This window comes from Microbacterium tumbae (genome assembly GCF_054780175.1).
The window spans coordinates 128,573-152,677 of sequence record NZ_BAAGWV010000002.1 but is presented as its reverse complement, the minus strand read 5'-3'; the positions used below and the strand labels follow the sequence as shown (position 1 = coordinate 152,677).

The 24,105-nt window shown below is 69.7% G+C and carries 21 protein-coding genes; all 21 read right to left on the bottom strand.

The features are described 5' to 3' along the window. Positions 1-16: 16 nt before the first annotated feature. Entirely contained in the window at positions 17-1,336 is a 1,320-nt protein-coding gene (hisD, locus tag ACYVGQ_RS07950; protein WP_460784081.1) for a histidinol dehydrogenase, read from the bottom strand. 1 nt (position 1,337) lies between these two features. After that, positions 1,338-2,489 carry a hypothetical protein gene (locus ACYVGQ_RS07945; protein WP_460784080.1) on the bottom strand — a complete coding sequence of 384 codons (1,152 nt, stop codon included), beginning with the start codon at positions 2,487-2,489 and terminating at the stop codon, positions 1,338-1,340. Between the two features lie 127 nt (positions 2,490-2,616). Further along, the gene (gene dnaE / locus ACYVGQ_RS07940; RefSeq protein ID WP_460784079.1) at positions 2,617-6,135 is read right to left on the bottom strand and encodes a DNA polymerase III subunit alpha; all 3,519 of its coding nucleotides are present in this window, start codon (positions 6,133-6,135) and stop codon (positions 2,617-2,619) included. 50 nt (positions 6,136-6,185) lie between these two features. Next, the gene (locus ACYVGQ_RS07935) at positions 6,186-6,776 is read right to left on the bottom strand and encodes a GNAT family N-acetyltransferase (RefSeq protein WP_460784078.1); all 591 of its coding nucleotides are present in this window, start codon (positions 6,774-6,776) and stop codon (positions 6,186-6,188) included. A 105-nt stretch (positions 6,777-6,881) separates the two neighbouring features. Continuing rightward, on the bottom strand, positions 6,882-7,802 hold the full coding sequence (locus ACYVGQ_RS07930; protein WP_460784077.1) for an RluA family pseudouridine synthase: 921 nt from the start codon (positions 7,800-7,802) through the stop codon (positions 6,882-6,884). Between the two features lie 2 nt (positions 7,803-7,804). After that, complete coding sequence (gene lspA, locus ACYVGQ_RS07925; protein ID WP_460784076.1) at positions 7,805-8,458, bottom strand: signal peptidase II; 654 nt, start codon at positions 8,456-8,458, stop codon at positions 7,805-7,807. Positions 8,459-8,467: 9 nt separating this feature from the next. Then, complete coding sequence (locus ACYVGQ_RS07920) at positions 8,468-9,061, bottom strand: DivIVA domain-containing protein (protein ID WP_460784074.1); 594 nt, start codon at positions 9,059-9,061, stop codon at positions 8,468-8,470. 172 nt (positions 9,062-9,233) lie between these two features. Beyond that, positions 9,234-9,545, bottom strand: a complete 312-nt coding sequence (locus ACYVGQ_RS07915) for a YggT family protein (RefSeq protein ID WP_460784072.1) — start codon at positions 9,543-9,545, stop codon at positions 9,234-9,236. 6 nt (positions 9,546-9,551) lie between these two features. Further along, positions 9,552-10,022, bottom strand: a complete 471-nt coding sequence (locus ACYVGQ_RS07910; protein ID WP_460784070.1) for a cell division protein SepF — start codon at positions 10,020-10,022, stop codon at positions 9,552-9,554. Positions 10,023-10,067: 45 nt separating this feature from the next. Beyond that, positions 10,068-10,745, bottom strand: a complete 678-nt coding sequence (locus tag ACYVGQ_RS07905) for a YggS family pyridoxal phosphate-dependent enzyme (RefSeq protein ID WP_460784069.1) — start codon at positions 10,743-10,745, stop codon at positions 10,068-10,070. After that, positions 10,742-11,890, bottom strand: coding sequence for a cell division protein FtsZ (gene ftsZ / locus ACYVGQ_RS07900; RefSeq protein ID WP_460784067.1), 1,149 nt, complete (start codon positions 11,888-11,890; stop codon positions 10,742-10,744). The genes ACYVGQ_RS07905 and ftsZ overlap by 4 nt, the downstream gene beginning before the upstream one ends. Before the next feature lie 175 nt (positions 11,891-12,065). Further along, positions 12,066-12,971 carry a cell division protein FtsQ/DivIB gene (locus tag ACYVGQ_RS07895; RefSeq protein WP_460784066.1) on the bottom strand — a complete coding sequence of 302 codons (906 nt, stop codon included), beginning with the start codon at positions 12,969-12,971 and terminating at the stop codon, positions 12,066-12,068. 3 nt (positions 12,972-12,974) lie between these two features. Next, complete coding sequence (murC, locus tag ACYVGQ_RS07890) at positions 12,975-14,375, bottom strand: UDP-N-acetylmuramate--L-alanine ligase (protein ID WP_460784065.1); 1,401 nt, start codon at positions 14,373-14,375, stop codon at positions 12,975-12,977. Between the two features lie 56 nt (positions 14,376-14,431). Beyond that, complete coding sequence (locus ACYVGQ_RS07885; RefSeq protein ID WP_460784064.1) at positions 14,432-15,517, bottom strand: UDP-N-acetylglucosamine--N-acetylmuramyl-(pentapeptide) pyrophosphoryl-undecaprenol N-acetylglucosamine transferase; 1,086 nt, start codon at positions 15,515-15,517, stop codon at positions 14,432-14,434. Continuing rightward, positions 15,514-16,710, bottom strand: a complete 1,197-nt coding sequence (locus tag ACYVGQ_RS07880) for an FtsW/RodA/SpoVE family cell cycle protein (RefSeq protein ID WP_460784063.1) — start codon at positions 16,708-16,710, stop codon at positions 15,514-15,516. The genes ACYVGQ_RS07885 and ACYVGQ_RS07880 overlap by 4 nt, the downstream gene beginning before the upstream one ends. Further along, positions 16,679-18,214 carry a UDP-N-acetylmuramoyl-L-alanine--D-glutamate ligase gene (gene murD, locus ACYVGQ_RS07875; RefSeq protein WP_460784062.1) on the bottom strand — a complete coding sequence of 512 codons (1,536 nt, stop codon included), beginning with the start codon at positions 18,212-18,214 and terminating at the stop codon, positions 16,679-16,681. Before murD ends, ACYVGQ_RS07880 begins: the two co-directional genes overlap by 32 nt. Further along, on the bottom strand, positions 18,211-19,320 hold the full coding sequence (gene mraY, locus ACYVGQ_RS07870; protein WP_460784061.1) for a phospho-N-acetylmuramoyl-pentapeptide-transferase: 1,110 nt from the start codon (positions 19,318-19,320) through the stop codon (positions 18,211-18,213). The genes murD and mraY overlap by 4 nt, the downstream gene beginning before the upstream one ends. Next, complete coding sequence (locus ACYVGQ_RS07865) at positions 19,317-20,732, bottom strand: UDP-N-acetylmuramoyl-tripeptide--D-alanyl-D-alanine ligase (protein ID WP_460784060.1); 1,416 nt, start codon at positions 20,730-20,732, stop codon at positions 19,317-19,319. The genes mraY and ACYVGQ_RS07865 overlap by 4 nt, the downstream gene beginning before the upstream one ends. Before the next feature lie 28 nt (positions 20,733-20,760). Then, positions 20,761-22,548, bottom strand: coding sequence for a peptidoglycan D,D-transpeptidase FtsI family protein (locus tag ACYVGQ_RS07860; protein WP_460784059.1), 1,788 nt, complete (start codon positions 22,546-22,548; stop codon positions 20,761-20,763). 12 nt (positions 22,549-22,560) lie between these two features. After that, positions 22,561-23,121, bottom strand: a complete 561-nt coding sequence (locus tag ACYVGQ_RS07855) for a hypothetical protein (RefSeq protein ID WP_460784058.1) — start codon at positions 23,119-23,121, stop codon at positions 22,561-22,563. Next, positions 23,118-24,056 carry a 16S rRNA (cytosine(1402)-N(4))-methyltransferase RsmH gene (rsmH, locus tag ACYVGQ_RS07850; RefSeq protein WP_460784057.1) on the bottom strand — a complete coding sequence of 313 codons (939 nt, stop codon included), beginning with the start codon at positions 24,054-24,056 and terminating at the stop codon, positions 23,118-23,120. Before rsmH ends, ACYVGQ_RS07855 begins: the two co-directional genes overlap by 4 nt. Positions 24,057-24,105: the final 49 nt, after the last annotated feature.

Here is a 24,105-nt window from a genome sequence, read left to right as displayed (position 1 = left end):
GACTCAGCGTACCCGCTCAGACCGCGTCGGGCTCGGAGGCGAAACGCGCCTCGACGGCCTCCCCGTGCGCCGGGAGGATCTCGGCTCCGGCGAGGGCGACCACGCCGGAGCGCACCGCGGCCAGCGCGGAGTGGTCGTACTCGATGACCTGCTGCGGGCGCAGGAACGTGTAAGCCCCGAGACCGGACGCGTAGCGCGCCTGACCGCCGGTGGGAAGGACGTGGTTGCTCCCCGCCATGTAGTCGCCCAGGCTCACCGGGGTCTGATCGCCGACGAAGACGGCGCCGGCGCTCGTGAAGCGCGCCGCCGCATCGGAGGCGTCCTCCAGGTGCAGCTCGAGGTGCTCGGGGGCGTAGGCGTTGCTGAAGGCCTCGGCCATCGCGCGGTCGTCGACGAGCACGATCGCCGACTGCTCCCCCGCGAGCGACGCCGCGACGCGTTCTGCGTGCCGCGTCCTGGGTGCGAGCTCGGCCACCTCGGCGGCGACGTGCTCCGCGAGCCCTGGCGAGTCCGTGACGAGCACCGCCGACGCCTGCTCGTCATGCTCGGCCTGGCTGATGAGATCCGCCGCGATCAACCGCGGGTCCGCTGCCGCGTCCGCGACGATGAGGATCTCGGTCGCCCCGGCCTCCGAGTCGGTGCCGACGACGCCGGCGACGGCCCGCTTGGCCGAGGCCACGTAGTTGTTCCCCGGTCCGGATACGACATCGACGGGGTCGAGGCCGAGGCCGGCGACGCCGTAGGCGAGGGCGCCGATCGCGCCTGCTCCGCCCACCGCATAGACCTCATCGATGCCGAGGAGACCCGCTGCGGCGAGGATCGTGGGGTGCACGCGTCCGCCGTGCTCGGCCTGCGGCGGCGAGGCGAGGGCCACCACGGAGACGCCGGCGACCTGGGCCGGAACCACGTTCATCACGACGCTGGACGACAGCGGCGCCTTGCCGCCCGGGATGTACACCCCGGCGCGGGTGACCGGCTGCCAGCGCTGCGTGATGGTGGCGCCAGGGCCGATCCTGGTGGTCCGCGGCGCGGGGATCTGCGCGGCGGAGCCCTGGCGCACCCGCGCGATCGCGGTCTCCAGCGCCGTCTTCACGGCGGGATCGACCGTCGCCAGCGCCTCGGCGATGTGCTCCGCGGGAACGCGGATGGCGTGGCCGGTGACCCGGTCGAAGCGCTCCGCCTGCTCGCGCAGCGCCTCCTCGCCGCGGACGCGGACGTCGTCGACGATGCGCGCCGCGGTCTCCAGCGCCTCCGCGCGCGCCTGCGCGGCGCGCGGAACGGAGGCGAGCATGTCTGCCGGCGAGAGCTCGCGCCCCCGCAGATCGATGGTGCGCACGTCAGCCCTTCGTGATGTCTGCGATGTCGTGGAGATAGCCGATGCGGCCGTCGTCATGGCGAACGACGTAGGCGCCGCCTCGGTCCTCGATCACCAGGGCCCAGGCGTTCGGCCCGATCCGGAAGATCGCCTGCCCCTGCTCGTCGACGACGTCGCGTTCTGTGGGCGCGAGAGCCCAGAACGGCTGAGCAGACGGAGAGGTCCGAGGGTTCGTGGCGTCGATGTCGACCGCTCGGGTCGAGACGTCCTCTGCAGCCTCGTCCGGTTCGAATCCGAGGACCTCGATCGGCTCCTCGTCCGCCTCGGATTCCTCCGCGGCGTGGCGCGAACGGCGGGCGTAGCCGGGCACGTACTCCTCCTCGGCGACAGCGGGCGCGGTGCCGACGTCGCCGCCGGACGCATGCGCCGAGAGGGGGATCTGCTCCGAGAGGTCGAGCCGGGCGATCTCGTCCGTGCTGTGCTCGCCGGAGAGCTCGATGTCCAGGGCTGCCGGCGCGGGAGCGGGCTCCTCGGCCGGCGCAGGGAAGGGCTCCGCGGCGGTCTCCGGCTTCGGCGCGCGCGGACGCGGAATGACAGGGCGGACGGGATTGGCGTTGCGGTGCGCGAGGGTCTCAAGACGTCCGCGGAAGTCCTCCCGCAGACCCGGGATGAGGAAGGCGAAGGCCGAGACGGCGACGAGGCCCAGCATCGCCACGAACTGGACCCACGGCACCCAGGCGACCGGCCCGACGCCCGCCGCGATGGAGCTCGCGACGAGCTCCCACAGGAACTGCGCCCAGGACAGCACCGCCACCGAGAAGACGACGGATGCGAACTGATCGATCCCGAGCGATCCGACCCGGCGGATGCCGTCGGGAGAGAAGCGGCGCAGCACGATGAGGAACACGGCCGTCGTCGGCAGGCCGATCGGGAGGATCCACTGGATGCCCTGCCATACCGAGCCGCCGAGAGGGCTGAGCACGGGGAAGAAGGAGGTGACGAAGGCGATGAGCCAGACGCCGACGATGATCAGCTCTCGCAGCGTGAATCCGAGGACGCCGTGCTCCGGCGTCACCTGCTCCTCGTAGAGCACGTCGCCATCGTCGAAGGCGCCGTGAACCGTCGGAGCCGCCTCGGGCGCCGGGGTTTCGTCGAACGGCTGCGGGAAGGTCATCGGAGTTCCTTTCATCGTGACGCGTGACGTGCCTGCTCCACGCGCCTAACGCGTCCCGATCCTACCCGGACGCGCTGAAGCGCTCATGCCCGGGCGCGTGATCCTCACGGGTTTCTCATGAACGCGCTCAGCCGAGGCAGGCGGGACCGAGCAGGGACTTCAGATCGCCGAAGAGGTCGGCGGTCACCGAGACCGGCAGGGGAACCTCGAAGACCTTCGCCGTCCGACCTCTGTGGACGCGCAGCAGCACCTCGGTCTCGCCCTGATGTCGCCTCAGCACGGCGGCGAGCTCGTTCATCACCTGTTCGGTCGCCCGCTGCTCGGCGACGAGAAGAGACAGGGGGCCCGCGGCGTCGAAAGACCCCACGTCCGGGGCGAACGCCGACTGCGCATGCAGGTTCAGGCCGTCATCGCGACGCGAGACCCGGCCGCGCACGGCGAGGATCGAATCCTGCTGGAGGACGTGCTGGAACTCGGTGTAGGTCTTGCCCATGAACATGACCGTCACCTCGCCGTTGAAGTCCTCGACGGTGATCATGCCGTACGGATTCCCGCTCGCCTTGGCGACGCGATGCTGCACGCTGGTGACGAGCCCCGCCACGGTGACCTGGTCGCCGTCCTGCAGGTCCTCGGAGTTGTTCAGATCGTGGATCGCGATCGAGGCGTGCTTGGCGAGCGGGACCTCGAGCCCCGCCAGGGGGTGATCGGACACGTAGAGCCCGAGCATCTCCCGCTCGAAGGCGAGCTTGTCCTTCTTCGTCCACTCCGGACGTTCAGGCACCTTCGCCGGCGCGGCCTCCTCGAGGTCGTCGTACAGGCTGTCGAAGTCGAAGCCGATGGCGCCCTGGGCCTCGTTCCTCTTCCGGTCGACGGCCGCCTCGACGGCATCCTCATGGATCTCCAGGAGCGCGCGCCTGGTGTCTCCCATGGAGTCGAAGGCTCCGGCCTTGATGAGCGACTCCACCGTGCGCTTGTTCGCGACGTGCAGCGGCACCTTGCCGAGGAAGTCGTGGAAGGAGGTGAAGTTCTCCTTCTGCCTGGCCTGCACGATGCCGTCGACGACGTTGCTGCCGACGTTGCGCACGGCGCCGAGCCCGAAGCGGATGTCCTCCCCGACGGCGGCGAAGAAGTTGATCGACTCGCCCACGTCCGGCGGAAGGACCCTGATGCCCATGCGGCGGCACTCGTTGAGGTACAGCGCCATCTTGTCCTTGGAGTCGCCGACGCTGGTCAGGAGCGCGGCCATGTACTCGGCGGGATAGTGCGCCTTGAGGTACGCCGTCCAGTAGGACACCACGCCGTAGGCGGCGGAGTGCGCCTTGTTGAAGGCGTAGTCCGAGAAGGGCAGCAGGATCTCCCAGAGGGCGCCCACCGCGGCATCCGAATAGCCGTTGGCGTGCATGCCGGCCTGGAAGCCCTCGAACTGCTTGTCCAGCTCGGACTTCTTCTTCTTGCCCATCGCGCGACGGAGGATGTCCGCCTGGCCGAGGGAGAAGCCCGCCACCCTCTGAGCGATGGCCATGACCTGCTCCTGGTAGATGATCAGGCCGTAGGACTCCTCGAGGATGTCCGCGAGCGACTCGGTGAACTCCGGATGGATCGGCGTGATCGGCTGCTGGCCGTTCTTGCGCAGCGCGTAGTTCGTGTGCGAGTTGGCGCCCATGGGGCCGGGGCGGTACAGGGCGATGAGAGCCGAGATGTCGCCGAAGCTGTCTGGCTTCATGAGGCGCATCAGGGCGCGCATCGGTCCGCCGTCGAGCTGGAACACGCCGAGGGAGTCTCCGCGGGCGAGCAGGTCGTACGCGGCTTGATCGTCGAGGGCGAGATGCTCGAGGTCGAGCTCCTCGCCGCGGTTCATGCGGATGTTGTCGAGCGCATCGGAGATGATCGTGAGGTTGCGGAGCCCGAGGAAGTCCATCTTGATGAGGCCGAGGGTCTCGCACGACGGATAGTCGAACTGCGTGACGATCTGGCCGTCCTGCTCGCGGCGCATGATCGGGATGATGTCGACCAGCGGCTCGGACGACATGATGACGCCGGCCGCGTGAACGCCCCACTGCCGCTTCAGCCCCTCGAGCCCGAGCGCACGGTCGAAGACGGTCTTGGCCTCGGGATCGGTGTCGATGAGCGCCCGGAACTCGCTGGCCTCCTTGTAGCGCGGGTGCGCGGAGTCGAACATGCCGTCCAGCGGCATGTCCTTGCCCATCACGGGCGGCGGCATCGCCTTGGTGAGGCGCTCCCCCATGCTGAACGGGAAGCCGAGCACGCGCCCGGCGTCCTTGAGCGCCTGCTTGGACTTGATCGTTCCGTAGGTGACGATCTGCGCGACGCGCTCGGAGCCGTACTTCTCCGTCACGTAGTCGATGACCTCGGAGCGGCGGCGGTCGTCGAAGTCGACGTCGAAGTCGGGCATCGAGACGCGGTCCGGGTTGAGGAAGCGCTCGAAGATCAGGCCGTGCTCGAGCGGATCGAGGTCGGTGATGCGCATGGCGTAGGCCACCATCGAGCCCGCACCGGAACCGCGGCCGGGTCCGACGCGGATGCCGTTGTCCTTGGCCCAGTTGATGAAGTCCGCGACGACGAGGAAGTAGCCCGGGAAGCCCATCTGCAGGATGATGCCGGTCTCGTACTCGGCCTGTTTGCGGACCTTGTCGGGGATGCCGTTCTGGTAGCGGTAGTGCAGCCCCTTCTCGACCTCCTTGATGAGCCAGCTGTCCTCGGTCTCGCCGTCGGGAACCGGGAAGCGGGGCATGTAGTTCGCCGAGGTGTTGAACTCGACCTCGCACCGCTCGGCGATCAGGAGCGTGTTGTCGCACGCCTCTGGATGGTCGCGGAACATCTGCCGCATCTCCGCCGCGGTCTTGATGTAGTAGCCGTCGCCGTCGAACTTGAAGCGGTTCGGGTCGTCGAGGGTCGAGCCGGACTGCACGCACAGCAGCGCGGCGTGCGCATCGGCCTCGTGCTGGTGGGTGTAGTGCGAGTCGTTGGTCGCGACCAGGGGGATGCCGAGATCCTTGGCCAGCCGCAGGAGGTCGGTCATGACGCGGCGCTCGATGGAGAGCCCGTGATCCATGATCTCGGCGAAGTAGTTCTCCTTGCCGAAGATGTCCTGGAACTCGGCCGCTGCGGCGCGAGCGGCGTCGTACTGGCCGAGGCGGAGGCGGGTCTGGACCTCCCCCGAGGGGCAGCCTGTGGTGGCGATGAGTCCCTTGCCGTAGGTCTGCAGCAGGTCGCGGTCCATGCGGGGCTTGAAGTAGTAGCCCTCCATGCTCGACAGGGAGCTCAGCCGGAACAGGTTGTGCATGCCCTCGGTCGACTGGCTCCACATCGTCATGTGCGTGTAGGCGCCGGAGCCGGAGACGTCGTCGCCCTTCTGATCGGGCGATCCCCACTGGACGCGCGACTTGTCGCTGCGGTGCGTGCCGGGTGTGACGTAGGCCTCGAGCCCGATGATGGGCTTGACGCCCGCGGACTGCGCCGCGCGGTAGAACTCGAACGCCGCGAAGGTGTTGCCGTGGTCCGTCACCGCGATCGCCGGCATCCCGTATTCGGCGGCCGCCTGCGTCATCGCGCCGATCTTGGCGGCGCCGTCCAGCATGGAGTACTCGCTGTGCACATGGAGGTGGACGAAGGAGTCGGATGCCATGCTCCGAGTCTACTTTCGACGTCCGACGTCGGCGCGTGCCCGGAAGCGGTTCACGACTTCTCCTCTCCTCCGCGAAGGTCCCTCCGCATCAGCACGCGCGGAAAACCGTCCAGCACCGATCCCGTATCGGCGGCCTTCGTGAATCCGGCCGCCTCGAACAGGCGCCGCGTGCCCGCGTACGCCATCGTGAGGTTCACCTTCGCGCCGGCGCTGTCGACCGGGTAGCCCTCGACCGCGGGCGCGCCGCGCTCGCGCGCATACGCCACCGCGCCCTCGATCAGCGCGTGCGAGATGCCCTGCTTACGATGCCCCGGTCGCACACGGAAGCACCACAGCGACCACACGTCGAGATCATCGACGTGCGGGATGAGCCGGTTGCGGGCGAAGCTCGTGTCGCGCCGCGGGTGCAGAGCCGCCCACGCGACCGGCTCGCCGCCGAGGTAGGCGATGACTCCCGGCGGCGGATCGTGATCGCACAGCTCCCGGACGCGCGCGGCGCGGTCGGCTCCGCGCAGCGCGACGTTCTCCTTGTTCCCGATCCGGTAGCTCAGGCAGAAGCACACGTTCGAGGACGGATTCTTGGGCCCCACCAGCGTGGCGACGTCGTCGAACACGGTGGCGGGACGAACCTCGATGCTCATCCCCTCAGTGTGCGCTCCCTCACCGACATCGGTTCGGTCATGACTGCGGCGACTTCCGTTCGCGGGACCCCGGCCGAAGCGTGGCCGAAGGCGACGCCGGCCCGGTCACTCGCCGCGCAGCATCTCCAGGGCGTCCGCCAGATCGGCGGGATAGGGCGAGGAGAACTCCACCCGCTCCCCCGTCCCGGGATGCTCGAAGGCGAGCCGGTGCGCGTGCAGCCACTGGCGCGTGAGACCCAGCCGGGCCGACAGCGTCGGATCGGCCCCGTAGAGCGGGTCGCCGACGCAGGGATGCCGGTGCGCGGCCATGTGCACGCGGATCTGATGCGTGCGGCCCGTCTCGAGATGGATCTCCAGCAGCGAGGCGCCGGGGAAGGCCTCGAGCGTCTCGTAGTGCGTCACCGAGTCCTTGCCGCTCGGCGTGACGGCGAACTTCCAGGAGTGGCTCGGGTGCCGCCCGATGGGCGCGTCGATCGTGCCCGCGAGCGGATCGGGATGCCCCTGCACGACGGCGTGGTAGATCTTGTCGACGGTGCGCTCCTTGAAGGCGCGCTTGAGCGCGGTGTAGGCGCTCTCGGTCTTGGCGACCACCATGAGGCCGCTGGTCCCGACGTCGAGCCGGTGCACGATGCCGGCTCGCTCCGCCGCACCGCTCGTCGCGATGCGGAAGCCTGCGGCGGCGAGGGCGCCGAGCACGGTCGGCCCCTCCCAGCCCAGCGAAGGATGGGCCGCGACGCCGGTCGGCTTGTCCACGACCACGATGTCGTCGTCGTCGTGGACGACGCCGAGTTCCGGAACGGCCACGGGGACGATCCGCGGCTCCTCCCTCGGACGCCACTCGACGCTCAGCCACCCGCCGGCCCGCAGGCGGCCGGACTTGCCGAGCGTCACCCCGTCCATGCTGACCCCGCCCGCTTCCGCGACCTCCGCCGCGAACGTCCGGGAGAAGCCGAGCATCTTCGCCAGGGCCGCGTCGACGCGTACGCCCTCGAGCCCGTCAGGGATGGGCAGAGTCCGGGAATCCATGCTCAGGATGCCGCGCCCGACGGCGTCTCGAGGTCCTGATCGTCCACGGCGTCCACGCGATCGGCGTCCGCCGCATCCGCGATGTCCGCCTCGGCTGCCTCGGCATCCTGCTCGGACTCCGCCGCGACGTCCTTCTCGGCATGATCGCGCTCACGCGTGCCGTCGAAGCGCAGACCGAGGACGACGAGCAGCGCGACGGAGATCATGCCGGTCACGATAAAGACGTCGGCGACGTTGAAGATCGCAGGAATCATCCACGGCATCGAGATCATGTCGACCACGTGCCCGTTGCCGAAGCCGGGCTCCCGGAAGAGCCGGTCGGTCAGATTCCCGAGCACGCCGCCCAGCAGCGCCCCGAGCACGACCGCCCACAGCCGGGAACGGAGTCCGAAGGCCTTCCAGACGATCACACCGGCGACGACCGCCAGCGCGATGGTGAAGATCCAGGTCATCTCCGGCAGCAGCGAGAAGGCCGCGCCCGAGTTGCGGATGTAGTACAGCTGCAGGAAGTCGCCCAGCACCGGGACGGCCTCCTCCTTGGGGAGGTTCTCGATGGTGAGGTGCTTCACGAACTGATCGGCGGCCAGCACGACGATCGCGAGAATCGCGACGATCGCACCGGCCGCCGACCGACGAAGGGGACGGCGTCCTGACAAGAGGGCGCCTTACAGGCCGATCGCGGAGACCGGTGTGGAGTCCGTCGACGCCGACTTCTCGTCGAGGTCGCGGAGCTGACCCTCGATGTAGCCGCGCAGCTGCGTACGGTAGTCGCGCTCGAAGGTGCGCAGTTCCGTGATGCGGGCCTCGAGGGAGTTGCGCTCGCGCTCCAGGCGGGCCGACTCCTCGCGCTGCTTGGCCGCCGCCTCGCTGCGGATCTTCTCGACCTCGGTCTCGGCCTCTGCGATGAGCTGCTTGCGCTTGGCCTCGCCCTCGGCGACGTGCTCGTCGTGCAGACGCTGGGCCAGCTCGATGATGCCGGCCGTGGCCGTGGTGGAACCGGTCGCGTCGGGAGTCGTCGGCGCAGCGGGAGCAGCGACGGGAGCGGGCGCCTCGGCGACCGGTGCGGGAGCAGCGGCCTGCTGCTCGCCGGACTCGTAGGCCGCGAGCTTCGCCTTCAGCTCCTTGTTCTCCTCGATGACCTTGCGCCACTCGACGACGATCTCGTCGAGGTAGTCATCGACCTCGTCCGGGTCGAAGCCGTCCTTGAATCGGACGTGCTGGAACTGCTTGGTGACGACGTCATCCGGGGTCAGTGCCATGGGTGGCTCCTCTTTCGATGAGTTCGGTTGCCAGTTTTTCGACTATGGCGCGGTGTTGATCAGGTGCGTACCCGGGGCGCGCACCTGGGAGCCAAGCATAGTCCCCGCAGTTGCGGACCGCGACGCCAGGCCGTCGGCGCGGCGTCCGTTCCCGGTGCCGATCCGCCCGCGATCACAGCACGGACACGGCGATGACGCGCACGATCGACATCAGGATCAGCACGAGGAGCATCGTCAGCGCGAACCCGAAGTCCAGCGAGAGCCCACCGATCCGCAGGGGCGGGATGATCCGCCGGAAGAACCGGATCGGAGGGTCCGTGACCGTATAGACGGCCTCGGCGGCGACCAGCCCGAATCCCCTCGGACGCCACGACCGGTTGAAGATCGGGATGTAGTCCAGGATCAGGCGCGCGAAGAGCACGAAGATGTACAGCAGCAGCACCAGGTGAACGATGCCGGCGATGACGGAGACCAGCGAGCCCACGGGGTGCTACGCGTGGTCGAAGCCCGCGGACTCGGCGTCCGCGTGCGCGATTCCCCCATGGCCCGAGACGGCGATGTTCTCCGGCGAGAGCAGGAACACCTTGGAGGTGACGCGCTCGATCCGGCCGTACAGGCCGAGGGAGAGACCGCTGGCGAAGTCGATCAGGCGACGCGCCTCGGCATCCGACATCTGCGACAGGTTGATGATGACCGGAACGCCCTCACGGAAGCTCTCGGCGATCAGCTGCGCATCGCGGTACTGCTTGGGATGAACGGTGAGGATCTCGTTCACGGCTCCTCCGGCCGGCTGGCGCACGGCGGTCGGGCGACGCAGCGGGGTGACCGGCGCGGGCGCCGACTCCTCGACATCGCGTTCACGGTGTGCACGGGCGGGAGCCTGAGGCGCCTGGTCCTCGTAGGCGTCTTCCTCGTCGGCGAGGCCGAGATACACCATCGTCTTCTTGAGCGGGTTACCCATCGTGTCCTCCGGTGTTCGAACGTCTGGGGCTGGTCTTTTTCGAGGTTATCCCCGCGCAGGGCGAGGACCGGTGATTGCGGACCCGATCCGCAGGTGTGTCGCGCCGATCGCGATGGCTTCGACGAAGTCCGCCGTCATGCCGGCCGAGATCCACGACGCATCAGGATGCTGCGCCCGCACCTCGTCGGCGACGGCGCGCAGCCGGGCGAAGGCGGATGCCGGCTCCTCGTCCAGAGGCGCAACGGCCATCACACCGCGGAGCGCGAGCGTGTCCAGCGCTGCGATGGCGTCGGCGAGGGCGGGAGCGTCCTTCGGCTGCACTCCCCCGCGGCCGGGATCGTCCGTCAGGTTCACCTGCAGCAGGACGTCGAGGAGCTCCGGCCCCTCGGCGGCGCGATGCAGCGCCTGGGCGATGCGGTCACGGTCGATCGAGTGCACGGCGTCCGCGCTGCGCCGGATGGCGCCCGCCTTGTTCGTCTGGGCCTGGCCGATGAAGTGCCAGCGCACCCGCACGTCCTGCAGCTCCTCGCGCTTGGCGGTGAGCTCCTGCTGGCGGTTCTCCCCGACGTCGGTCACCCCGAGCACGGAGAGCTCGCGCACCAGGGCGGCCGGATGGAACTTCGTCACCACGATGCGCGTGATCCCCGCGGCATCCCGTCCCGCCGCACGCGCGGCCTCGGCGATCTGCGCATCGATCGCCGACAGCCGTGCGGCGAGGGTCACTTCAGGAACTCGGGGATGTCGAGATCCCCGTCGTCCGCGAAGGCGGGTTCGATGCTGCTGGTCACCGAGATCGGCGCGGCCTGCTCCGCCTCCGACTTCACCTCGACGGCCGCTGCGGCCTCGTCCAGATCCTCCTTCACCTGCTCCGGCAGCGTGGCCGGTCGCGAGACGAATGTGGGGTCCAGGCGCAGCGTGGGCTCTCCGCCGTCGAATCCGGCCGCGATGACGGTCACGCGCACCTCGTCGCCGAGAGTGTCGTCGATGACCGTGCCGAAGATGATGTTGGCCTCCGGGTGAGCGGCCTCCTTGACGAGGTCCGCGGCGTCGTGGATCTCGAAGATGCCGAGGTTAGATCCACCCTGGATCGACAGCAGCACTCCGTGCGCGCCCTCGATGGACGCCTCCAGCAGCGGAGACTCGACGGCCAGCTCGGCCGCCTTGATCGCGCGGTCCGCGCCGCGCGCCGAGCCGATGCCCATGAGCGCCGAGCCCGCGCCCTGCATGACCGACTTGACGTCGGCGAAGTCGAGGTTGATGAGGCCGGGCGTCGTGATGAGGTCGGTGATGCCCTGCACACCGGCCAGGAGGACCTGATCGGCCGTGGCGAAGGCCTCGATCATCGAGATGCCCCGGTCGCTGATCTCGAGGAGCCGGTCGTTCGGCACCACGATGAGCGTGTCGACCTCTTCCTTGAGCTTGGCGACGCCGGCCTCGGCCTGGCTCTGGCGGCGCCGACCCTCGAAGGAGAACGGCTTGGTCACGACGCCGATGGTGAGCGCGCCGATGGACTTCGCGATGCGGGCGACGACGGGAGCGCCTCCGGTGCCCGTCCCTCCGCCTTCACCCGCGGTGACGAAGACCATGTCCGCACCGGTGAGGGCCTGCTCGATCTCCTCCGCGTGATCCTCGGCGGCACGACGGCCGACCTCGGGGTCCGCTCCCGCGCCGAGTCCCCTGGTGAGCTCGCGGCCGACGTCGAGCTTGACGTCGGCATCGCTCATGAGAAGCGCCTGGGCGTCGGTGTTGACGGCGATGAACTCGACTCCGCGGAGGCCGAGGTCGATCATGCGGTTGACGGCGTTGACGCCGCCACCGCCGACGCCGACGACCTTGATCACGGCGAGGTAGTTCTGGTTCTGGCTCATGGCCGGCCTCCGATGTGTCGAGCCTGAATTCTGTCCTGGGGGGTGGTGAACCTTAAACCTCAGGTAGAGGTGTAAAGTATTTCCCGGTATTGCGTTCTCTTGATCGAAGGTATGCGCCGCTTCGGCATGCGCACGCTATGACACGCGCGTGTCGGGCAATCCCGTGTGCCGGCGCTCAGCCGACGATGCCGACGCCGGGCGCGGAGACGTCGAAGGATCGCGCATCCGGATTGGCGGCGATGAGTCCCTGAAGCGCGAGCGCCTTCTCCGCGGATCTCTCCGAGCTCCCCCAGACGACGGCGACGCCGCCGAGAGTCAGGCTCACGTCGTCCGGCGAACTCGCCCGGACCCTGGTGAGCTGAGCCCGCAGATCCGCGGGCAGGGATCGCACCACGAGGCCCGCCGAGGCGAAGGCCCCGGAATCCGTCCCGCCGTCGATCTCCAGCAGCGGCTGGCCCTCCGGCTGGGCGTCGGTCGTCGACAGCACGACGCCGGCGGCGTCGACGAGGGTGTAGCCGGCGTCGGATCGGATCACGCCGACCGGCGTGCGCTCGACGATGCGGACCGTCAGCCCGTGCGGGGGGCTCGCCTCCAGCGTGTACGTCTCGATGAGGGGGAACGCGACGAGCGCGGCCTTCACCTCGCTCCCGTCGACGAGGGCGAGCGGCGTGCCGACCTGGTCGACGAGCGCGGCCTCCACCGTGGCCGCGTCCAGCGTGGATGCGCCGACGACGGTGATCTTCTCGACCGCGAACAGGGGACTGTAGGCGGCCAGCGCACTCCCGCCGATGAGCAGGACGATCGCCCCGAGAACGCTCCACCAGACGATGCGCCGACGGCGCGAGCGCTGGGTGAAGCGCCGGATCTCGCTCTTGAGCGCCTTCCGCCGGGCTCTGGCCGCACGCCAGACGTCGCGCTGCGTGAGCGGCGCCTCCCCGGCCGGCGCGTCCCCTGGCGGCGTCTCCTCCGGCACCGGGTGGATCGCAGGCTCATCGACGGGCGTGCGCCGCGGCTCGCGGCGCGACGGCGCCGGCTTCTCCGGCGGGGCCTGCTCAGCCGGAAGCGGTGCGGGCCGTCGCATCCCTCACTCCCCCGCGGTCCGCCGGAGAGCGCCGAGCACCTGCGGGATGATCTGGTAGACGTTGCCGCAGCCGAGCGTGATGACGTAGTCGCCTTCGCGCGCGATCGACGCGGTGTAGTCGGCGGCCTCCTGCCAGTCCGCCACGTAGTGCACATTGCCCTGATCGGCGAACGCCCCGGAGACGAGCTCTCCCGTGACGCCGGGCACGGGATCCTCCCGGGCGCCGTAGACGTCGAGCATGACCGTGTGGTCCGCGCCCCGTTCGAGCACCTCGGCGAACTCCCGGTACATGTGCTGCGTGCGCGAGTAGGTGTGCGGCTGCTGGATCGCGATGACGCGTCCGTCGCCCACCACCGCGCGAGCCGTCGCGAGGGCGACCTGCACCTCGGCGGGGTGGTGGGCGTAGTCGTCGTAGACGCTGACGCCGCGCTCGGCGCCGTGCAGCTCGAAGCGCCGCACCGTCCCGGCGAATCCCTCCAGGGCCCGCGCCGCCTCCGCGAGGGAGTGGCCGAGCGTCTGCAGGACGGCCACGGCGCCGGCGGCGTTGATCGCGTTGTGCGCGCCGGGAACGGCCAGTCGGAGGCGGACCGACTCCTCGTCGCGGGTGAGCGTGGCGGAGACCGGGCCGTTCACGTCGATGTCGCTCACGCGCAGGTCGGCGTCCTCCGCCAGCCCGAAGGTCACGACGCGCGAGTGCGAGAGTCCCGCCTTCACCCGCAGCGCGCCGGGGTCGTCGGCGGAGATGACGACGGCCTCGGTCGCAGCGTCGGCGAACCGGATGAAGGCGTCGTGGAAGGCCTCGTCGGAGCCGTAGAAGTCCAGATGGTCGGGATCGACGTTGGTGATGAGCGCGACGGCGGTGTCGTAGAGCAGGAAGGTGCCGTCCGACTCGTCCGCCTCGATGACGAACAGCTCGTCGGAGCCTGTGCCGCTGGACGCTCCGAGCTGCTCGATCACGCCGCCGTTGACGAAGCTCGGATCGGCTCCGAGCTCGCGCAGGGCCGTGATGATCATCCCCGTCGAGGTCGTCTTGCCGTGCGCGCCGGCGACCGAGACGAGCCGCCGGGAGCCGATCAGCCAGTGCAGCGCCTGCGAGCGGTGGATGACGTGCAGCCCGCGCTCCTTCGCCGTGACGAACTCGGGGTTCTCCGCCCAGATCGCGCCGGTGTGCACGACCGTGTCCGCGTCGCCGAGCTGGGCGGCGTCGTGACCGACGTGCACCGTCGCGCCCGCGGCGGCGAGCGACCGCAGAGCGGCGCTGTCCGCACGATCGGAGCCGGACACGCGGATGCCGGCGTCGAGGAACATCTTGGCGAGCCCGCTCATACCGGAGCCGCCGATGCCGATGAAGTGCGCGGCGGCGATGTCTTCCGGGATCGGGAGGGAGAGGTCAGGTCTGATCATGTCCCGTCAATCCTAAGTCGGAGAGGCTCCGCGTCGGCTCTGCGGCTCGCCCTCGCTCACCGGGCGGATGCGTCCGCCACGGCGCGATCGATCATGGCGATGACGTTCTCGGTGCCGGAGCGCGTGCCGATCCGCCCTGCAGCTGCGGCCATCGCCGCGATGCGCTCGGGATCCTTCAGCAGCGGGATGACGGTCGACCGCACGACGTCGCCCGTGAAGGTCGGATCGTCGAGCAGGATCGCCGCTCCCGCCGCCACCGACGACGCCGCATTGAGCCGCTGCTCGCCGTTGCCGACGGAGTACGGCACGTAGACGGCGGGAAGGCCGAGGGCGCTGATCTCGCTCACGGTCGCCGCCCCGGAGCGGGAAACGATGAGATCGGCCAGCGCGAACGCGAGATCCATCCTGTTCACATAGCGCCGCACGACGTAGCCGGGCGCCCCCGGGTCGGCCAGGTCGCTGCGCTCCCCCGTCACGTGCAGCAGCTGCCAGCCGGCGTCCAGGACGTCCTGCCAGGCATCGCCGAAGGCGTTGTTGAGGCGCAGCGCGCCCGTCGATCCCCCGAACACGAGGAGGACGGGGCGATCCAGCGCGAGTCCGAACTCCGCAGCAGCCCGGGTCCACAGCGCCGGGCGGTCGAGCTCGACGACCTCGCGCCGCAGGGGCATGCCGACGGTCTCCGCGCGGGCGAGCGGAGTGCCGTCGAACGCGACGCCGACGCCCGCGGCCCTGCGCGCGCCCAGCCTGTTCGCGAGCCCGGGCCTGACGTTGGCCTCATGCACGACGAAGGGGACTCCCTCCCTGCGCGCGGCGACGTACGCCGGCGCGGATGCGTAGCCTCCGAAACCGACGACGACATCGACTCCGCGGGAGCGGATGTGCTCGCGGACCTGCCGCACGGCGCGCCGGTACCTGGCGGGGAATCGGAGGGCCTGGGCATTCGGCTTGCGCGGGAAGGGCACCTTGTCGACGATGAGCAGCTCGTAGCCGCGTTCCGGGACGAGCCTGGCCTCCAGCCCCTCCGCCGTCCCCAGCACGAGGACGTCGGCCGAGGCGTCCCGCTCGCGGAGCCCGTCGGCGACGGCGAGCAGGGGGTTGACATGTCCGGCGGTTCCTCCGCCGGCGAGCAGGTAGGTGGTCACCGTGCGACCCTACCCCGTTCGGCGGTCGGGAGCGTGCGGGCGAAGGCGAGCAGGACACCGCATCCGAGGAGCACGGACAGCAGCGCCGTCCCCCCCTGCGACATGAACGGCAGCGGCACGCCCATGACGGGGAAGATGCCGATCACGACGCCGATGTTGATGAGCGCCTGACCGATGATCCAGACGGTGATGCCGCCGGCCGCCACCCGGATGAACGGATCGTCGGTCTTGCGGATGACGTGGAAGGCTCCGACCGCGAAGATGAGGAACAGAGCGAGCACGACGATGCACCCGATCAGGCCCAGCTCCTCGCCGACGATCGCGAAGATGAAGTCGTTGGAGGCCGCGGGCAGCCAGCCGTACTTCTCCTGGGAGTTGCCCAGCCCCAGCCCGAAGATGCCGCCGGTGGCCATCCCCCACATCCCGTGGATGGACTGATAGCACTCGTTGATGTAGGCCTTCGCGTCGACCGCCGGATCGACGTTCGCGCACAGCGCGGTGATGCGCTTCATGCGGTTGTCGCTGGAGAGGGCGTAGAAGAGCACGGCGCCGGCGCCGAGCACGAGCGGGATGATGAACAGCCGCAGCTTGACCCCGGAGAAGAACAGGCACGCCAGCAGCACGAGCACGAGCACCATGGCCGTGCCGAGGTCGTCGCCGGCGATGACCGAGCCGATCACGAGGACCGCGACCGGGATCACGGGGATGAAGACGTGCTTCCAGTTGGCCAGCAGCGTCTTCTTGCGCAGCAGCACGTAGGCGATCCACAGCGCGAGGGTGAGCTTGAGGAACTCGGAAGGCTGCAGCTGGAATCCGCCGATGCCGATCCAGTTGCGGTTCCCGTAGGAGTCGACGCCCAGCGGGGTGAACACGAGCAGCTGCAGCAGCGTCGCGCCGATCAGGGCGGGCCAGGCGAGGCGCCGCAGCCAGGCGAGCGGCATGCGGCTCACCAGGAACATCATCGGGATGCCGACGATCGCGAACAGCCCCTGCTTGATGGCGGTGTCCATCGTGCCGGCCTCGGTGGCGCTGGTGGCCGAGATGATCATCACCAGCCCGAAGACGGTCAGCAGAAGCGCCGAGGAGGTGATGAGCAGGAACTCCGTGGAGACCGGCGTGAAGATGCGCCCGAGCGAGACCCGCGCGGCGAGGCCGGCGCCCTCAGTGCGCTTCGGGCGAGCCGCCTGCGTCATCGGCGCTCCCCCGCTCGATCCATTCCTGCACCGCCTCGGCGAAGCGGCGGCCGCGATCCGCGTAGCCGGAGAACTGGTCGAAGGAGGCCGCGGCGGGGGCCAGCAGCACCGTCCCCTCGCCGTCGACGATCCCCGACGCGATCTCCACGACGCGGTTCATGACCTGTCCAGTGTCGCCATGATCGACCTCGAAGACCGGCACCGTCGGCGCGTGTCGTGCGAACGCGGTCACGACGGCGTCCCTTTCGACGCCGATCACCACGGCCGCACGCGCCGAGGAGCCGACCTCCGCCACGAGGCCGCCGATGTCGACGCCCTTGAGATCGCCGCCGACGACCCAGACGGCGCCGGGGTACGCGCGCAGCGAGGATGCGGCGGCGTGCGGGTTGGTCGCCTTGGAGTCGTCCACCCAGGTGATCCCGCCGTGGGTCGCGACGACCTGGATGCGGTGCGCATCCAGACGGAAGGAGGCGAGCGCCGTCGCGATGGCGGCCGGGGCGACGCCGAGCGACCGCGTCAGGGCTGCGGCGGCGAGGATGTTCTGCACCACATGAGGCGCGGACAGGCCGGCACTGCGCAGATCGGCGATCGTGGTCAGCTCGAGAGCGCTGCGGGCGCGGTCCTCGTGGAAGGCGCGATCGACGAGGATGCCGTCGACCACGCCCACATCGCTCGGGCCCGGCACGCCCAGGTCGAAGCCGATCGCGCGCGCGCCCTCGACGACGTCGGCCTCCTCGACCATGAGCCTGGTCGCGGCATCCGCCTTGTTGTAGACGCAGGCGACCTTGGTGTTGCGGTACACGACCGCCTTCGCATCGCGGTACGCCTCGGCGCTGCCGTGCCAGACGAGATGGTCGTCGGCGAGGTTCAGGCACACCGACGAATACGGCACGAGCTCCGCGACCGCGGCGCTCTGCCCGATGTACCAGAGCTGATGGCTGGACAGCTCGACGACGAGGACGTCGAATCCGGCCGGATCGCGCACGGCGTCCAGCACGGGGATGCCGATGTTGCCGCATGGCGCGGCCCGCAGTCCCCCCTCGACGAGCAGCGTCGCCGTCAGCTGGGTCGTCGTCGTCTTGCCGTTCGTCCCGGTGATGAGCACCCATTCCGCGGGCGTGCCGTCGGCGCGCAGCACCTTGTCGCGCACGCGCCAGGCGAGCTCCACGTCGCCCCACAGGGCGATCCCCGCGTCGCGCGCCCAGCGGATGACCGGGTGCGAGGGCGAGAAGCCCGGCGAGGCGATCACGACCTCCGGCTCGAAGGAGCGCAGCGCCTCCGGCGCCTCCGACAGAGGACCCAGCTCGAGCCGTGCGCCGACGACGGGGACGAGGCGCTCGTACTCCTCGCTCGCGTCCTCGGAGAGCACGAGGACGTCGGCGCCGAGCTCCGTGAGCGTGTCCGCGACGGCGAAGCCGGTCACGGAGAGCCCGAGCACGGCGACGCGAAGCCCGGCCCAGTCGGCGTGCCAGCTGGTCAGATCATCCAGACGCGACGCGCTCACGGGACCTGGCTCAGCCACTCGACGTAGAACAGTCCGACCGCCGACACCGCGAGCAGCCCCGCGATGATCCACAGCCGCACCACGATCGTGACCTCGGGCCAGCCGCGCATCTCGAGGTGATGGTGGAATGGGCTCATCAGGAAGATGCGCTTGCCGCGGGTGACCTTGAAGTAGAGCCGCTGCAGGATGACCGACCCCGAGGAGATCACGAAGCTGCCCGCGATGATGAACAGCAGCAGCTCCGTGCGGGTGAGGATCGCCATCGCCGTGACGACGCCGCCGATCGCCATCGAGCCGACGTCGCCCATGAAGACCTTCGCCTTGGGCGCGCTCCACCACAGGTAGCCGATGAGGGACGCGGCGAAGGACGCGGAGACGACGGCGAGGCTGAACGGATCGCGCACCTCGTAGCAGGCGGACAGCACGCTGGGGTCGACGTCCTCGCCGCACACCTGCTTGAACTGCCAGAACGCGATCAGGCTGTAGGCGCCGATCACGAAGATGCCCGCGCCGGTGGCGAGGCCGTCCAGGCCGTCCGTCAGGTTGGCGCTGTTCGAGGTCGCCACCCCGATGACCGAGATCCAGGCGAGGTAGAGGATCCAGCCGAGGATCACCCCGCCCGCCATGAGGTTCAGCCAGGGGATGTCGCGGAACAGCGAGACGAAGGCGCTGGCGGGCGTCTGGCCCCAGTCGTTCGGGAAGTTCAGCGCGACGATGCCGAAGGGGATGATCACCAGGAGCTGGCCGAGGATCTTGCGCCACCCGGAGAGGCCGAGGCTGCGCTGGGACCGGACCTTCATGTAGTCGTCGATGAAGCCGACGACGCCGAAGCCGACCATGACCCAGAGCACGAGCATCGCCGAGAGGGTGGGCTGGCTCCCGCCGGCGTAGATGCCCGTGAAGTACCCGAGGATCGTCCCGACGATGAAGATGACGCCGCCCATGGTGGGGGTCCCGCGCTTGGCTTCGTGGCTCGGGTTCTCGATGGCGTCGGGGGTGCGGATCACCTGCCCCCAGCCCCACTTGCGGAACAGCCGCAGGAAGACGGGAGTCAGGAAGAGCGTGAAGGCGAGCGATATCGCCGCCGCCATAAGCAGGGACCTCACGAGAACAATTCTCCCAGACGATCGCCGAGGTGCCGGAGCCCCACGGAATTGGACGACTTCACGAGCACGCGGTCCCCGTCGCGCAGCTCGGTTCTCAGGTACTCGAAGGCGGCGTCCTGATCGGGCAGATGCACGGCCTCGCTGTTCCAGGAGCCCTCTCCGACCGCGGACAGGTACAGCCGTCGCGCTTCGGGGCCGATGACCACGATGCGCTGGATGTTCAGCCGGACGGCGAGCAGGCCGATCCGGTCGTGCTCCTCCCCCGCGTCCTCGCCGAGCTCGTTCATCGCACCGAGGACGGCGACCGTCCTCTCATGCGGCTGCGTGATCTGCGCCAGGGTGCGCAGCGCCGCCGCCATGGAGTCGGGGCTGGCGTTGTACGCGTCGTTGATGATGCGCACGCGATCGTTCCCGAGCGGCTGCATCCGCCAGCGCTCGGCGATCTCGAGCGTCTCGAGGCGTTCGATCGCCGCCGCCGCCGGCACCCCGAGCGCTCCGGCCGCGGCGATGGCGGCCAGCGCGTTGCCGATATGATGCGCGCCCAGCACCTTGAGGCGCAGCGGGAGCGCACCGGCATCCGCCGTCTCGACGACGCAGCGCGTGCCCTCAGCGGTCACCTCGACGTCCCTGGCGCTGACGTCCGCCTCCGCGCTCCGGCCGAAGCCGATCACGGTGATGTCCCGCTCCTCGGCGAGCGTGCGCATCGCGGCGACACGGGGGTCGTCCAGGTTCAGGACGCCGACGCCGCCACGGCGTGTCGCGGCGATCAGCTCGGACTTGGCCTTCGCGGTCTCCTCGATCCCCCCGAAACCGCCGGCGTGCGCCATCCCCACCATGAGGACGATGGACAGGTCGGGTTCGACGAGACCGGCGAGCCGCGCGATCCTGCCCGGCGTCGCGGCGCCGAACTCGCTCACGAGATACCGGGTCGACTCCGTCACCCGGAGCATCGTGAGCGGCGCGCCCACCTCGTTGTTGTAGGAGTTGATCGGCGCGACGGTCTCGCCCTCGTCCTGGAGGATCCGCGCCAGCATGTTCTTCGTCGTGGTCTTGCCGTTGGATCCTGTGATCCCGACGATGCGCAGGCCGCCCCGAGCACGCACCTGCGCGACGACCTCGCGGGCGAGATCCGCCAGGGCTGCGACGGAATCGGGCACGACGACCTGCGAGATCGCGACGTCGACGGGGCGCTCGACGATCGCGAGCACGGCTCCGGCCTCGGCCGCGGCCGCCACGAACTCGTGGCCGTCGGTGGTCGCCCCGGGCTTGGCGACGAAGATCGACCCCGGCCCCATCACGCGGGAATCGGTGTCAACGACTCCGTCCACGAGGGTGTCGGGCGCGTGCTCGCCGGAGAGTCGCAGCTCTCCGGCGAGGACAGCGGCGATCCGGGCAAGCGACAGGGCGATCATGACTTCTCCATGCGCGGCTCTCGCCGACTCAGTTGAACTTGGGCAGCAGGTCTTCCCTGGCTTCGGTGGACGGCTGGACCCGGTACGTCTTCAGCACCTGCGTCATCGCCTTCTGGAAGGCGGTGGCTGTTGCGGCCGACGACCTGATTTTAGTCGGCTCGTCCATCGTGATCACGACGACGTACTCAGGGTCCTCGGCCGGAGCATATCCGACGATGCTCACGTCGTACACGCCGGACTTGTATCCGCCGTGGCCGTTCGGGGTCTGCGCGGTGCCCGTCTTGGTCGCGATCCGGTAGCCGGGGATCTCGATGCGCTCGGACAGGTTCCCCTGCACGGCCACGTTCTCCAGCATCCGCTGCAGCTGCGCCGCGGTGTCCTCCGCGATCACCCTGGTGCTCTCGGGATCGGCGGACTCCGTGACGGCGCCGTCCGCGCCGGTGCAGGATTCGATCAGGGACAGGTCGATCTTCTTCCCGTCGTTCGCGATGGCTTGGTAGGTCCCGGCCAGCTGAGCCGCGGTGATCGTGAAGTGCTGGCCGAAGGTCGTGGTGTACAGCGACTGGTTGTCCCACTCGCTGACGGGGTGCAGCGTGCCGGACTCTTCGCCGGGGAAGCCGATGTCCGTCCGGTGCCCCACCCCGAAGGCGTCGAGGTAGTCGTAGCGGGTCTGCGGCGAGACCATCGTGCCGTACTTCGACAGCGCGACGTTGGAGGAGTCGATGAGGGCGCCCGCGAGGGTGTAGTCGTAGACCGGGTGCGGGAACGGGTCGTTGATCTCGGCGCCGTTGTCGAAGTACTCCCGGCTGGGCGCGGTCACCGAGGTGGACCAGTTCGCGGCCCCCTGGTCGATGACCGTGGCGGCCGTGACGGCCTTGAAGGTGGAGCCCGGCTCGAACGTGCTGGAGAAGATCTGCGACTTCCAGTACTCGGCCGGAGTCGCGTCGATGTCGTTGGGGTCGACGGAGGGCCACTCCGCCGCCGCACGGATCTTGCCCGTCTTGACCTCGACGACCGTCGCCGTGGCGCTCGCCGCGCCCTGCCGCTGCGCCTCCTCGGCGATCATCTGCTGCAGATACCAGTTCAGGTCGCTGTTGATCGTGAGCTCGACCGCGCCCCCGTCGACCGCGTCCGTGGTCGTCTCGCTTCCCGGGATGACGTTGCCGTCCTTGCCCCGTCGGTAGGTGCGCTCGCCGCTCTGCGCGGCGAGGCACTCGTTCGCGAGACGCTCCACGCCGTACTTGGCCTCGCCGGAGCCGTCCAGGAAGCCGATGATGTTCCCCGCGACCGCGCCGTTCGGGTACACGCGGACGCTGCGCGGCTTCATCGCCAGATACGGGAGCTCCAGCTCCTTGAGCTGCAGGTACTGATCGGTGCTCAGGCCGTTCTTGAGCAGGTAGTACTGGGAGTCGGGGTTCTTCTCGAGATTCGCGGCGACCGCGGCGCGCAGCTCCTCACCGGTCGAGGCGCCGACGATCGCGGCGATGCGCTCCGAGGCCTCCGCCCAGAGGTAGGTCGGCGGGTTCTTCGTGTTCTTGTCCACCTCCTCGATGAGAGAGGGCGAGAGCTGCGCGTCGTACACCAGGGTGCTGGAGGCGAGCACGGTCCCCTGCGCGTCGACGATGCTGCCGCGGTTGCCCGCCAGGGTCGTGGAGGTCCCGAGCTGTCCTACGCTGAGCGAGTCGTCGACGTGATCGTCCGCGTTGACGACCTGGATGTCGACGAGTCGCACCACGAACGCCGCGATCACGGCGAGCACGACGGCGAGGGCGACGACGGTCCTCCGGCGGGGTCCACGGGTTGCGCGCGTCGTCATGGCATCTCCTGATCAGTGCGTGCTGGGGGTCGGAAGACCCTGTTCCAGGGTCGCGGGAAGGTCGGATGCCGCCTCGGCGTCCTCCGTGGCCTGCTCCTCGGCCGCGGCGACCGGGGTCTTGTCGGCGAGCAGCGAGTTCGCGACGGCGCCCGAGCCCTTCGGGTCGATGCTGGAGATCCAGCCGGCGCCGGAGCCCGCTCCGGCGACCGTGCCGTCGCTGAGACGCAGGTACGAGGCGCTCCCGGCCACGACCATGCCCATCTCGGAGGCCTTGGTGGCCAGCGCCTGCGGCGAGCTGATGCCGGCGAGCTCGTCCTGCAGCGCCTGCGCCTCGAGCGTCAGCGCGCGATTCTCGGACGTGAGGCCGGCCAGGACGAAGGAGTCCTGGGTCGTGGCGATGGTGAGGCCGATCTGCGCGACGGCGATCAGCGCCGCACCGCCCAGCGCGAGCAGCGCGTAGGCGAGCCTGGGGCGACGGCGCGGCGACGGCGCGCCCACCGGGCGGAGGATGCGGCCGCGCTCGGGCCGGGCCGGACGGACCCGCTCCGGCAGCAGCAGTGCTTCTGCGCTCATGATGCCTCCCGCAGCTTCTGAGCGGCGCGGAGGCGGACCGGGATCGCACGCGGGTTGCGCGCCCTCTCCCCCTCGTCGGCCTGTTCGGCGCCCTTGGTCAGCATCCGGAATCGCGGAGCGTGCTCCGGGAGCTCGACGGGCAGGCCCGCCGGCGCCGTCGATGCGGATGCCGCGGCGAACGCCTGCTTGACGAGGCGGTCCTCCAGGGACTGGTACGACATGACGACGATGCGTCCGTCGATGTTCAGGGCGTCCATGGCGGACGGGATGGCGTCGGCGAGGACGCTGAGCTCGCTGTTGACCTCGATGCGCAGAGCCTGGAAGACGCGCTTGGCCGGGTGTCCCGCCCGCTGCGCGGCCGCGGGCGTCGCGGCGATGAGCAGATCGACGAGCTGCCCCGACCGTTCCAGGGGCTGGGCTTCGCGCGACTGCACGATGAAGCGGGCGTAGCGGGCGGCGAGCTTCTCCTCGCCGTAGCGCTCGAAGATGCGGCGGAGGTTGCCCTCGCTGTACGTGGCGAGCACCTCGGCGGCCGTCGTGCCCTTGGTCTGATCCATCCGCATGTCCAGCGGCGCGTCCTTGGCGTAGGCGAAGCCGCGGTCCGCCTCATCGAGCTGCAGCGAGGAGACGCCGAGATCGAACAGGATGCCGGAGGCTCCGTGCGCGTGGAGGCCGATCTCGTCGTACACGGTGTGCACGAAGGAGACCCGATCGCCGAAGCGGGCGAGCCGCTCCGAGGCGATCCGGAGGGCATCGGTGTCGCGATCGAGGCCGATCACGCGGATGCCGGGGAAGCGCTCCAGAAAGGCCTCGGAGTGCCCGCCCATGCCGAGCGTGGCATCCACGAGGACGGCGCCGTCGTGCTGCAGCGCAGGCGCCAGCAGCTCGAGGCAGCGCTCGAGCAGGACGGGGGTGTGGATGTCGCGAATGCCCATGATGTCTTCGGGTGGCCTTCGACCCTGATCCCCCTCCGCTTCTCGACCC